The organism is Pseudonocardia benzenivorans CB1190, assembly GCF_000196675.2.
GTDB lineage: Bacteria > Actinomycetota > Actinomycetes > Mycobacteriales > Pseudonocardiaceae > Pseudonocardia > Pseudonocardia benzenivorans.
Map to the genome: position 1 here is coordinate 56,488 of NC_015314.1, position 12,058 is coordinate 68,545.

9 protein-coding genes are annotated in these 12,058 nt (G+C 73.9%); all 9 read right to left on the reverse strand.

The features are described from left to right. Positions 1-315 precede the first annotated feature (315 nt). From PSED_RS33830 to PSED_RS33870, 9 genes are read right to left on the reverse strand one after another with little or no spacing between them, the layout of a single operon-like run. On the reverse strand, positions 316-1,764 hold the full coding sequence (locus PSED_RS33830; RefSeq protein ID WP_013678717.1) for a right-handed parallel beta-helix repeat-containing protein: 1,449 nt from the start codon (positions 1,762-1,764) through the stop codon (positions 316-318). Next, on the reverse strand, positions 1,761-3,434 hold the full coding sequence (locus PSED_RS33835; protein WP_013678718.1) for an ATP-binding protein: 1,674 nt from the start codon (positions 3,432-3,434) through the stop codon (positions 1,761-1,763). The genes PSED_RS33830 and PSED_RS33835 overlap by 4 nt, the downstream gene beginning before the upstream one ends. Then, entirely contained in the window at positions 3,434-4,984 is a 1,551-nt protein-coding gene (locus PSED_RS33840; RefSeq protein ID WP_013678719.1) for an SCO6880 family protein, read from the reverse strand. The genes PSED_RS33835 and PSED_RS33840 overlap by 1 nt, the downstream gene beginning before the upstream one ends. Beyond that, positions 4,981-6,474: a TrbL/VirB6 family protein gene (locus PSED_RS33845; protein ID WP_013678720.1), complete on the reverse strand. Its 1,494-nt coding sequence runs from the start codon at positions 6,472-6,474 to the stop codon at positions 4,981-4,983. Before PSED_RS33845 ends, PSED_RS33840 begins: the two co-directional genes overlap by 4 nt. After that, on the reverse strand, positions 6,474-7,361 hold the full coding sequence (locus tag PSED_RS33850; protein ID WP_013678721.1) for a hypothetical protein: 888 nt from the start codon (positions 7,359-7,361) through the stop codon (positions 6,474-6,476). Before PSED_RS33850 ends, PSED_RS33845 begins: the two co-directional genes overlap by 1 nt. A 15-nt stretch (positions 7,362-7,376) precedes the next feature. After that, positions 7,377-7,694, reverse strand: coding sequence for a hypothetical protein (locus tag PSED_RS33855; RefSeq protein WP_013678722.1), 318 nt, complete (start codon positions 7,692-7,694; stop codon positions 7,377-7,379). Beyond that, positions 7,691-8,674, reverse strand: coding sequence for a hypothetical protein (locus PSED_RS33860; RefSeq protein WP_013678723.1), 984 nt, complete (start codon positions 8,672-8,674; stop codon positions 7,691-7,693). The genes PSED_RS33855 and PSED_RS33860 overlap by 4 nt, the downstream gene beginning before the upstream one ends. Positions 8,675-8,733: 59 nt before the next feature. After that, a complete protein-coding gene (locus PSED_RS33865; protein ID WP_143771189.1) occupies positions 8,734-10,668 on the reverse strand; it encodes a transglycosylase family protein in 1,935 nt (644 codons plus the stop codon). Positions 10,669-10,711: 43 nt separating this feature from the next. Then, positions 10,712-12,058 (reverse strand): hypothetical protein, encoded by a 1,347-nt coding sequence (locus tag PSED_RS33870; protein ID WP_013678726.1) that lies wholly within the window; start codon positions 12,056-12,058, stop codon positions 10,712-10,714.

Here is a 12,058-nt window from a genome sequence, read left to right on the forward strand (position 1 = left end):
GTAGAGCTCGGCGCGGCCGGCCGAGCCTGCGCCGGTCCGGCCACGTCGTCTCGCAGGGGCCGAGCAGGCGCAAGGACCAGCACCCGAGACTCGGCCCCCGGCGCCCCGGCGGCGGGCAGCGCGGCGGCCGGCGCCCCGGCGGCGGGAAGCGCGGCGACCGGAGCCTGTGGTGCGGGAGCTGGCGGCACGGAGGCAGCCATCGAAGGCACGACCAGCGCCATAGCAACTGCTGCGGCCAGGACGTGCGCGATGACCGGTCTGACCCCCTGCTCCGCTGGGTGGACGCGGTCGAGGCGGCTGGGCGCGCGGCGGTGGTCACTGGTCCGTCCCGAGAAGCGGCTGCGAACCGCTCGCGCCGGAGTCCGAGCCGGAGCCGCTGCCCAGGAGAGCGCTGGTGACGGCGGGGATCGCGCCGGTGACGTTGCCGAGCAGGGTCACGCCGGGGTGCGCGGCGGGTGGGGTGTTGCCGTCGCCGAAGGTGTTGGCGCGCACGGTGATCCCGGCCAGGGAGTCGGTGTTGTAGGTGATCGCGCCGCGGCGGTTGCCGCCGAGCTTGTTGCCGGTGACCGTGACGTCGGAGAGCTGTCCGCTCGACTCGACCCAGAAGTCAATCCCGGCGCCGACGTTGTCGCGCACCACGTTGTCGCTGACCGTGACGTTCGCGAGCCGGCGGGTGGTGGAGTAGTTCTCCACGGCCAGCCCGATGCCGGACTTGCTGGCCTCGGTGGCCCCCCACACCTGGTTACCGGTGACGGTGAGGTCGTGGGCGGAGTCGAGGTAGATGTTCGGGCCGCGGTTGCCCCACACCTGGTTGTCGTGGATCAGGCCGTCGGCGGCTTCGTACTTGGCGTCGATGCCTTCCTCGCCGTTGTCGTGCACGGCCGAGCCGACGATCTCGAAGGTCTTCGTGCCGACGATGGAGATGGCCTCATTGCTGGCCGAGGTGCCGCGGGCGTTGTTGCCGTGCACGTTGGCCCCCTGCACGAGCACGTCCTGGCCGTCGGAGAGCACGATGCCGCCGTCCTGGGAGTCGGCGACCTCGCAGCGGCGCACGACGATGTGGTCGATCTTGTCGCCGTAGATGCCGTGGCTGGACGAGCCGCGGATGGTCAGCCCGACCAGCCGGACCCAGGAGCGGCCGTCGAGGGACACCAGCCCGTTGCCCTCACCGCCGCCGGTGATCACCACGCTCGCGCCGGGTGCGGCGGCGATGGTGAGCCACTTGCCCGGCGCGCCGTCGCGGGACACGGCGAACCCGGGGTAGGTGCCCGCGGCGACCTGCACGGTGTCACCAGGCTGGGCTGCGGCGACCGCGGAGCTGATGTCGCGGTAGGCGCCACCCGCGCCGACGGTCAACGTCCGGCCGCCGCCAGGGGCGCCGTCGTCGATGCCCTTCACCGCCCCGGCCCCGGTCGCTGTCTCGTCCTGCGCTCCCGAGTCCTTCCCCGCTGCGGTGCTGGACCAGGTGCTGCCGGACCCGGTGCTGCAGGTGGTGGGGGTGCCGGCGCTGAGCCCGGCCTTCACGAGGGCGTCGTGGATGGCTTTCGCGCGCGGGTCGGTCGCGGAGGCGGTGGCCGCGGCGAGGTCGGCGGCCGCCGCGCGCCACCCGCACGACACCGCAGCGCCCGGAGCGACCCTCGCGAGCGGCGGGGTGTCGGCGGCGTGTGCGGTCCCGGCGCCGGTAGTGAGCAGGATGAGCGCGGCCGCGGCCGCGACCACCCAGCGGCGCCGACCCACCAGGACACGGAGGTGCGGGCTGGTCACCGGGGCGCCCCGAGGTGGTGGCCGTTGACCCGCCCCAGCAACGCCGCCGCGCCCACCGGGTCGGGACCCGGCTGCTGGGATGCCGCCGCGGGGGCTGTGGGGGTGTGGGCGCGGAGCTGGGCGTTGGTGTCGAAGATCCGCTGCTCGGTGGCCGAGAGGACGGTCTGGACCTTCCACCCGGGGTGGTTCTCGATCTTCCACAGGGCGCGGCCGCGGCGTTCCATGGCCCAGCCGTTGGTGACGTCCTGCTCGCGCTCGGACAGCGCGAGCTCGGTGGCCAGCTCGTCGGCGACCCGGGTGGACTGGCCGAGCAGGATCCGGGTCGAGCACAGCGCGAGCAGGTCTTTGGCGATCGCGACCTCCTGCGAGCCGGCGGCGCCGACCGAGAGCAGGTCCGAGGGCTTGTGCATGACCAGCAGCTGGATCTTGCGTTCCGCGCGCGAGAGCCGCAGGTCGGAGTCGACGGCGTGCACCGCGCGCAGCCCGAGCCGCATCTGCCGCCAGACCTCGTCGCGCACGACGATGCGGATCTCGCCGTCGTCTTGCAGGTCGGTGATCATCGATGACCAGGATCCGAGGCAGGTCAGCGCGACGGCGATGGCCTGGTCCCCCCGCGAGCGCAGCAGCGACAGGTCCATCGACTGGATCGGGGCGTCCCAGTCCAGGGCGAAGTTGGTCGGCTCGTCGAACAGCCCGGCCAGCGGGCCGTGGACGAGGTTGGACAGGGCGTCGGTGATCAGGCGGGTGTGGTCGAGGAAGGCGCGCTGGTCGGCGAACCGGGCCACCTGCCACAGGTCCTCGTCGGGGTGGGCGAGGGCGCGGGCGACATCGGGGATGGTGATCGGGCGCAGCCGGGTGCTGCCGGCCTCGGCGCCGACCAGGCGGCGCAGCACCACCGAGAGCACGAGCTCGTCGGTGACGGTGGGCTGATAGCCCTGGGTTTCGGCCAGCGCGGCGAGCAGCTTGGTCCAGCGAGCCAGGATCCCGGTCAGCTCCTCGCGCTGCCGCGCCACCGACCATCCCGACCAGCGGGCCGCGAGCGGGCCGAGGTCGAGGGCGTTGAGCCGGGCGGCGCTGCCCCGGCCGAGCGCGATCGGGGTGATCCCGAGCGCGCGCAGCAGCGGGGTGTACTCGCCCTTGACGTCACCGGAGATCAGCGTCTTGATCCCGAACAGCATCATCCGCAGGCAGAACGCCACCACCGTGCTGCTCTTGCCGCGGCCGGGTTCGCCGAAGATGACCATGTTCGGGTTGGTGGACAGGCCGCGGAGCAGCCATTCGATGGGGTGGCAGTAGAACGCGCCGCCGGAGAGGACGTCGTAGCCCATGCGGGCGCCGATCGCGGGGACGCCGTTCGCGGCGAGCAGCGGGAACAGGCCGCCGATCTCGCCGGTGGTGGCCTGGTAGACCGGCACCCGGGCGGCGGCCTCGACCGGCGCCCACCCGTTGCCGGTCTCGGCGCGGCCGCGGCGCGGGGCGAGCGCCCGGTTGATCCGCTCCCCGCCCCGGTCGGCAGGCTCGTCGTCGGCGGAGCCGCCGATGCTCATCGGGGCGCCGGGGGTGAACAGCGACATCAGGTCGTGGGCGTCACGCGGCCCGGACGGCGGGCCACCCGCAGCGCGGGCGGAGCGGGCGGAGCGGGCAGGGCGGGGGGAGCGGGGCAGGCGCATCAGTCCAGCGCTCCCCGCAGCCGGGGCAGCCCGATCCCGACCGGCAGCGCGGCGGCGACGAACGCGGAGTCCTGGGCGAGTTCCAGGCGCAGCAGCCGGAACCGGCCGCTCGCGTCGTTCTCCAGCTTCGCGGCGTGGTCCTCGAGGTTCCATCCGGCCGGGACGGTGATCGAGGCGGCGACGGTGAACCGGACCATCGAGTGCCCGGCGGCGACGGCGGACTCCTGGTTGCGCGCGCCGCCGGCTTTGCGGGCCTCGGCGGCGGTGGTGTTGAAGCCCTTGTTGGCCTTCCAGTCGGTCATGACGTTGTTGCGGAACCGGTTGGCCTGCACCGCCCGGTTCGCCGCCCGCGCCGAGAGGACCTCGTAGTGGATGGCCAGGGTGCGGCGCTCCCCGGCGGTCCGGACCGCGAGCAGCGGGCCGAGGGAGCCGAAGATGGTGCCGGCCTCGGGCATCATCACCGCGTAGGACACCGAGGAGAACCCGTCGTGGTGATACGCGCGGGCGGCCGGGGTCGGCGCGAACGTCGGCCCGGCGGCCGCCAGCGGCAGGCCGGAGTCCTCGACACCAGCGGCTGCGCCGTGGGTGAGCTGCTGGTTGGTCAGCACCGCCGCGGCCGCGGGGTTGAAGCCGGTGCGGATGGCCTCCGCCATCGCGGCGCTGGTCAACCAGGTGACGGTGCGGATGCCCAATGACTTCAGGGCGTCGTCGAGGCCGTCGAGGACCCGGTAGAGCACCGCCGCCCGCCCCGCCGTGCCCCCGCCCGCGGCGGCCGCGGGCCGGCGCAGCGCGGACTCGGTACCGGACACGGTGACGAACAGCTCCGTGCGCACCGACACCGAGCCGATGGTGGCGTCGAGCTCGTCGGTCGCGAGCCGGGCCAGGTCCGGGGCGCCCGGGTGTTCGTGGGCGGTGCGCCACACGTCGTACTCGGTGCCGTCGTCGGGCACGGTGCGCACCAGCAGCGACATCCGGTCGATGACCTCGCGGTGCCCGATCGCGATGAGCAGGTTCCCCAGCCTCGCCGCGAGCCGCTCGCACTCGGCGTCGGACAGCATCCCGACTCCGGAGTGGGTCAGCCGCGCGGTGGCGCCCCAGCGGCCGCCGCCGGTGTCGTGGATCAGGCACAACCGGCCCTGGTCACGAAACGGTGGACCGTCGGGGAACGCGACCCGGGCCAGGACACCGGGCAGGTCGGGTTCGTCGCGGGGACCCGGCAGCCCGGTGGCGGCCTTGGACTGCCACAGCGACCAGCGCATCAGGACTCCTGTCTGGAAGAAGATCAGGTCGGCAAGCCAGCGGAACGCCGACCGGCCGCGGACCGGGACGACGATCAGCGCGGCGAGAAGGCCATCGACGAGCAGCCAGCCGAACGCCTCGGCCCACCGCCCCGCCGACAGGCTCAGCAGGACCGGGGCGACCAGGGCCAGGCAGGCCACGGCCTGGGCCGGGGTCAGCCCGAGGACCCAGCCGGCGCGTTCACGGTTGTTGAGCTCGCGGTAGACCCGCAGCGACCGCACCGAGGTGTCGCTGCTGGCGCGGGTGCTCATGCGACCGGCGGCACGTCAGCCGCCGCGGCCGCGCCGCCCCCACCAGGACCACCCGAACCGCCACCAGGGCCACCACCCGATCCACCGCCGGGGCCGCCGCTCACGCCGGCCGGTGCTCCGCCCAGGGTCGGGGGCGCGATCGCCTGCGTGGGGGCGTCCGGGGACACCGGCAGCCCGCCGTCGACCGGGGCGGACCCATCAGCCCCCGACGAGCCCGACGAGGAGCTCGAGGAGGAGTTCGTCGAGTTGGGGTCGCGCTGGGAGCGGTCCTGGTTCTGGTTGCTGCTGTTGCTGTTCCCGGCTCCGGCCGGGCCGCCGTAGCCCCAGCCGATCCCGCCGCCGTCCATCTGGGCGTTGCCGAAGCTCGCGGCGGCCGCGGCCGCGCCACCGACCATCCCGCCCAGCTGCGACAACCCACCCCCCGAGCCGCCGGAGCCGCCGCTCGACGAGCCGCCGCTCGAGCCGGACGAGCCGGAGCTGGCGGCGTCGAAGCGCGAGGTGTTCGACTCCTCCGCGCTCGACTCGCCGGCCGCCGCGCCCGCCGAACCCGACGATCCGGAGCCGGAGGCGGCGGACAGGTTGGAGCGGAACGTGGCGCCGGCGGCGGTGCCGGGCTCGACGAAGGCGAGCAGCCGGAACACCGCCAGCGGGCAGAACAGCGACACCAGCAGCACCCCGGCGCCGGCGAGCAGCCCACCGATCCCCGAGGGCTGGCCGAGCATGTTCACCCCGATGACCAGCACGAGTGCCAGCGCGGGCTTGAGCACGATCGCGGCGATCGTCCAGCGCAGCGCGCGCCAGAACCAGCTCGAGGTCGTGTTGGTCATCAACCCGGCCGCGGTGATCGGCAGCGTCGCGACGAGCACGAGGATCACGGCCTGCCGGAAGACCATCTCCAGCAGGTAGCCGATCGCGGCCGGGATGACCCCGAACACGCTCACGATGCCCAGCACGACCGACCGCGCGCTGCCGTCGACCTGATCACCCAGGTCCGGTGGGGTGTCGGTGAAGACCTGCCCGAGCTTGGCGCCGTCGAGGATGCCGACGAAGTTGTCTGAGGCCAGGCCCTTCTGCAGCAGCAGCTGGGTCAGCCCGTCAGCACCGCCGAGCAGCACCGTGACCACGCCCAGGCTCAGCGCGCACGCCACCCCGAACGCGACCGGGCCAGACGCGACGCGCCAGAACCCGACCCCACCGCGCAGCACGGTGACCGCGAGCTGCCAGAAGAACAGCCCGAGCGCGACCGCCCCGGCAATCCACAACAGCGTCGGCCACACCGCCGAGAACGGCGACCCGGCTGCAGGCTTCCCGTCGGCCCCGGCCAAGTTGGTGTTGAACGCCAGCAGCCCGTCGACCAGCTCCAACGCGGTGCGCAGCAGCCACACCGACGCCGACCAGATCGCCTTCATGATCGAGTCGAGGATCGTGTTGAACGCCGACTCGAAGGCGTCCCCTAAGCCCGGGAAGTTGGGAATGATGCTGGTGGGCATCACGGTGTCCGGAGGGGTAGGTAGCCGGCGTCGAAAGCCTCGTCGGATCCCGGCCATGCGACGGGCCCGGCGGCGGCCGCCGCCCCGGGGGCGATCTGCCAGGTCCGCCCGTTCCACCGCATCGCCTGGCAGTCCCCGCCGCCACCGCTGAAGGGAACGCCGTTGGCGTTGGCGTCGACCTGACCGAGCACGCAGACGACCGCGTAACGGCCGCCGTCGGTCGTGCCCTTGATCAGCCCGGCCAGCGGGGTGAAGGTCAGGGAGAGGCTGTTGACAGAGCCTTGCTGTGGAAGGCGGGCCGCCCTGCGCGCATCGGCCAGGGTGCGGTGAATGCCGGTGGAGTCGACCTGCGGGGCGCCCGGGGCGGCGATCGAGTTGTAGGCCAGCTCGTAGGCCTGCGGGTCCGCTCCCTGTGAACCAACCCTGGTCAGCGCAGCGAGCTGGGCCAATGCACCCTCGGGAGTCGGGGGGAACTGGACAGGCATGATCCCGTTGTTGCCTCCCGGCGGCGGGAGGGTGATGAAGCCGAGCGGTGTGCGGGTGCTCAAGGCGTGCGGCTTGGCCGCTTCCTCGGGCAGCTGTGGCATCGGGCGGGTGGCCAGCGCGGTCTCCGCGGCCAGGTCCCAGCCGGGTTCCCCGGTGATCGGGTCGGTGGGCGGTGCGGACGGGCCGGGGTCTTTGCCCAGCCCGAGGATCACGGCGACGAGCCCGATGAGCAGCAGCATGACCAGCGCGCCGATGCTGGCCATCAGCAACCCGCCCCGGCGGCGACGCGCGGGGGCGGGGTGGGTGAGGTAGCTGGCCGGGGTCAGCAGCGGCGGCTGCGGCGTGCCCGGACCGGGGCTGGGCTGCTCGTCGCGGGGGAAGGGGACGCCGTTGGGGGTCATCGTCGCCATCCCGGGTCAGGCGTTGCCGGCGATGGTGGACAGCAGCACGTAGCCGATGGCGTAGAGGAACGCCGACCCGACCGAGGCGAAGATGGTGATCGCGCCCATCCGGCCGAAGCGGTGGTGGTCGGCGATCCGCCCACAGGCGAACATGGCCACGCCGGCGAAGAAGCCGAGCACGATCGCCGCCCCGGCACCCCACTTCACGTACCCGATGACCTGGGTGATCTTGTCCGCGCCGGGCGGGGCCGTGGCGCCCGGGTTCGGGATCTGCGCCGGCAGCACGCGCAGTGCGTGCAGGGTGTGGTCGGCCAGGGCCAACGTGAGGCTCATCGGGGTCCCTTTCGAGAACGGGAGGCGGGCGGGGGGAGCAGGTTCCAGCGGGTCAGCAGCGGGGCGAGCGCGTCGAGGAGCCGGTCGGGCAGCAGCTCGGGGGTGACCCCGGCGACGAGGACGTCATCGTCGTGGGGCAGGAAGACCGCGGTCTCGGTCATCGGTTCCAGCCGCCGCCCGGCCGCGCCGACCACCCCGGCGGGCCAGCGCTTGGCCCCGACCACGACCAGCTGGTACGGGAAGGTCGCCGCACCCGCGGCCACCCAGGGCTCGAGGCGGGCGAGGACCTGCTCGGCGTGGCGCAGCGACGGGCGGGTCGGGCGGACCACCAACAGCGGGCGCTGCGCGGGGGTCCCGAACCGCAGCCAGCCACCCGCCCCGGCCAGCGGGCTGGCCGCAGCCCGCCAGCCGTCGTGGCCGACGTCGACCACAGTGACGTGCAGCGGGTCGACCTCGGGCAGCCACTGCGGGGGCGGGGGCACCATCCCCGGCGTGATCACCGGCAGCCTCGACTCGAGCCGGGCGAGCAGGGCCTGCCCGCGCCAGGAGTACCGCAGCGCCAGATCCGGGGTCAGTGTTGAGGTCCACGGGCCCTCGGCCTCGGCGGCCGCGGCCAGCCCGGAGCGGGCCGGGTCGGCGGCGTCGATGAGCAGCACGCACCGCCCGGCCAGCTGCAGCGTGTCCGCGATTGCTGCGGCGACCACCGACGCCCCCGCGCCGGGGGAGCCGGACAGGACCGGGATCAGCGCGCCGAACCCGGCCCAGCTCACCGGCTCGGTCGCGGCGGGTGGCAGGTCCAGGGTGGTCATGGCGGCCGCGGCGCCCCCCATTCGCGCTGCGACCGCCCCCACGTCACCGCGGCCCGTGGCCGCGCAGCGGGCCGCGGCGGCCGCGGCCTCGGTGAGATCGACGGGGTCGATGCGGGTCGGGCCGGCTCCGGCGCGGGCTGCGTGCTCGAGGTCGGCGACGAACTCGGCCACCGTCGCGGGCCGCCCACCAGAGCTCCCCGCCGGCGGCAGGCCAGCATGTCCGACGGCGGTCACGACAGCCCGAGCTTGCGTGAACAGGCCGGCCAGGCCGAGTAGCCGCCGCGGTCGGCCTTGACCTTCTCCGCCACCGCGATCTGCTGCTCACGGGTGGCCTGGTCCGCGCTCGGCGCGTACTGGTCACCGCCAAAAGCCCGCCACGTGGCGGCATCAAACTGCAATCCGCCGCTGTACGACCCGCCCGCGGCCTTCCAATTGTTGCCCGATTCGCAGGAAGCCAAGCGATCCCAGACGGTGTTCGTGCTGGTCCCGGCGTCCGGGCCGGACTGCTTGTCCCCGCCGCCTTGGCCGCCGGCAGACTGGTCATCCTTCGCGGCCTGGTCCGCCGAGCCCTGGTCCTGGGCGCCGCCGTTCTGGGGCTCCTGGTCGTCCTGGTCCTCGGAGCCCTGCTGGTCGTCAGCGTCCTCCTGGCCGCTGTCAGTGTCCTTGTCGCTGGCCCCGTCGCTGGCCTGATCGTTGTCGCCGCCGCCCTGATCGGCACTGTCCGAGGTCGAGGAGCTGTCCCCGGAGTTGGTGCCGGTTGAGGTGGTGTCGGTCGGGTTCGTGGTGCCGGCCTGCTGGGGGCGGCCGGTGATGCCCTGGGCGGCGAGCTGCTCGGAGAGGTTGCGCGCGACCGGGTCGTCACCGGCGGAGGACAGCTGGTCGGCCAGCTTCTGCGCCTTCGCCTCCCACGCCTGCCCGGCCGCCCCCGCCCCGCCGGTCGACGTCTGATCGGCCGGAGCGTCGTCAGCGCTGGTCGTAGCCCCCGAACCCGTGGCTCCGGCGCCGCCCTGGGCGGTGTCGCCACCGGTGGTGCTCCCGGTGCTCCCTTGTCCGGTGCTCCCTGTCCCGCTGCTGCCGGTGTCGGTGCTGGTGGTGTCGGTGCTGGTCGCGCCGCTGTCGCTGGTGCCGGTGCTGTCGCTCGTGGTGGAGCCGTTGTTGCCGCGTTCGGTGACCTGGTCGTTGACGGTGTTGCCGGTCCCGGCCCCGGTCCCGGTCCCGCTGGCGCGGGCCTGCTCGATGATCTGGGCGAGCTGGCGGGCAGCGGGATCGGAGTCGCCGGTCAGCTGGGCGAGCAGGGCGTCTGCCTGGGCCGACCAGTCGCCGGTGCCGGCGGCGCCACCAGCCGACGAGCCAGTGTTGGTGCTGGTGCCGGTGGTGGAGTCGAGGCCGCAGGCCTCGACACCGTCGGCGGGCAGCGCGCGGATCGCCGCAGCGAGCGCGCCGCCGGCGAGCAGGACCGACCCAGCCGCAGCGCTGGGCGCGATCGCCGGCCCGCTCCCACCATCCGCGGCCGCGTCTTGTCCCGATGCGGTGCCGGTGGCCGTGCTCGCGCTGGTGTCGGACGCCTTACCGGCGTCGGAGGCGTGGCTGGTGTCGGAGGCGTGGCTGGTGTCGGGGGCTTTGCTGGTGTTGGTGCGCAGGTCGGCGGGGGTGGGGGAGTAGCCGGCTTTGGCCAGCGCGACCGCGAGCGCTCCGGCGGCCGGGTCGTCGCCCATCGCGGCCAGCGTGGTGTCGGCGAGGTCGTGGGCCTGCTGCTGCCAGCCCGAGGCCACTGACGGGGTGATCCCGAGCGCTCGGATGCCCGAGCCCAACGCTGCCGCGCGGGCATCCGCGCCGGCGAGGGTCAGCGAGGTCACCAGTTCCCGAGTCTGCTCGAGCAGCTTCGCGGCCTGGTCGGGCGTGAGCTGCCCGGGGCCACCTGTGCCGGTGCCGGTGCTGGTGGCGGAGTCCTTGCTGCCGGTGGTGTGGGTGCTGGTGGTGTCACCGGCGGTGGTCTGGACGGTGCAGGTCCGGTTGTCGGTCTGGTCGGCGACGAGCGCGGGGGTGGTGGTCAGGGCCGGTCCCGCGGCCAGCGCGGCGGCGACGGCCAGGGTGCCGACGGTGGTGGTGACGGGCATGGTCACTGCTCCTTGAGTGTCAATAGAGAGGACAGCTGGGCCTGGCACGCCTCACCGGGCATGGGCATGGGCATGGGGTTGGCGTGGAGGGTCATCGCTGCCCGTTTCCGCAGGTCGCCGCGCTGGGCTCGACCCCGCCCGCGCCCGATCCCGAGCCCGCGTCCGAGCTGGTGCTGGGGTCGGTGGTGTCGGTTCCGGTGGGGGTGGTCTGGGTGCCGCCGCTCCAGTCGGACAGGACGCGGAGCTTGGCCCAGGGGATGTGGTCGAGGGCGACGAAGTCCCCGGAGAGCCCGGCCTGGGAGTAGGCGTTGGAGTCGGGGGCGTACTCGGCGATGAACGCCATCCGGGCGCCGCCGTTGTCCCCGACGTAGGCGCCGTAGGTCTGCAGGGCCTTGGCGATGGCTTTCTCGCCGCTGCTGATCCCGGGGATGGTGTCGACGTCGATGCTCGGGTCGAGCTGCACCCGCGCGCCCTCGGGGATTGGCGAGCCGGCGCCGTCCATGTTCGAGCCGTCGGTCTTGGTGGCGGGGTAGCGGACCTCGCCGGGTTTGACCATGTTGGTGGAGAAGAACAGGGCGTGCGGGATCGTGCCTGCGGCGATCTCGGAGGCCCGCACGACCGCGGCGTAGCGGGCGATCCCGGCGCCGGTGGAGGAGCCGTTGTGTTCGCGGCCGTCACCGTCGAGCGGGGTGGCGGCGCCCCAGTTCGCGGCCAGCCCCGAGCCGGTCTTCTTGGTGACCCACAGGTTGACCACGGTGTCGGTGGTCGGGTCGGCGATCGCGACGTGGCCGTCGGAGCCGGGTGGGATTTTCAGGTTCGCCGGGACCGGCACCTTCACCCCGGCCAGCGGGTTGCCGCCCCAGTTCTCCGACAGCGGCACCGTCGAGCGTGGGGTGGAGGCGCTGATCTGGTCGGGGTTGACCAGCGCGACGCCGAACTCGCCGGTGTTGAGGCTGTGATCGCCCGAGGCCAGCTCGCCGGCCATCGCACTCGACTGCGGGTCCAGCCGGGCCCCGGTGGGGATCGGGTTCCACAACCAGTCGGCCTTGCCGAAATACGGACGTCCCCCGACCACACACGAGGTCCCCGCCCCGGCACCACGGGCCGAGCCACCGGTACTCCCAGCGGTATCGCCACCGGTACTGCCGGTGCCGGTTCCGGTGCCGGTGCCGCAGGTGGTGGTGAATGTGGGGGTGCCGACCCCGGCGGCGGCGAGGCTGTCGCGCAGCCGTGCCGCCGCGGCGTCGCCGGCGTGCGCGAGCGCGGCGTAGAGGTCGGTCGCGGTCTGGCGCCACCCGCACCCGCCCGCCGCGGCGTTCGTGCTGGTCGAGGCGGCGAGCAGGACCGGTGCGGTGGTGGCCGTCGGGCCGGTGAACAGCGGCCCGGTGAGCGTCGCCGCGGCGATCACCGCGGCCGCGGCCAGCGCAGAAACCCCCAT

Bases quoted from the DNA above. Each gene is read 5' to 3' on its own strand.
- PSED_RS33845 (WP_013678720.1), bottom strand. From the start codon at position 6,474: ATGCCCACCAGCATCATTCCCAACTTCCCGGGCTTAGGGGACGCCTTC.
- PSED_RS33835 (WP_013678718.1), bottom strand. From the start codon at position 3,434: ATGCGCCTGCCCCGCTCCCCCCGCCCTGCCCGCTCCGCCCGCTCCGCC.
- PSED_RS33870 (WP_013678726.1), bottom strand. From the start codon at position 12,058: ATGGGGGTTTCTGCGCTGGCCGCGGCCGCGGTGATCGCCGCGGCGACG.
- PSED_RS33840 (WP_013678719.1), bottom strand. From the start codon at position 4,984: ATGAGCACCCGCGCCAGCAGCGACACCTCGGTGCGGTCGCTGCGGGTC.
- PSED_RS33855 (WP_013678722.1), bottom strand. From the start codon at position 7,694: ATGAGCCTCACGTTGGCCCTGGCCGACCACACCCTGCACGCACTGCGC.
- PSED_RS33850 (WP_013678721.1), bottom strand. From the start codon at position 7,361: ATGACCCCCAACGGCGTCCCCTTCCCCCGCGACGAGCAGCCCAGCCCC.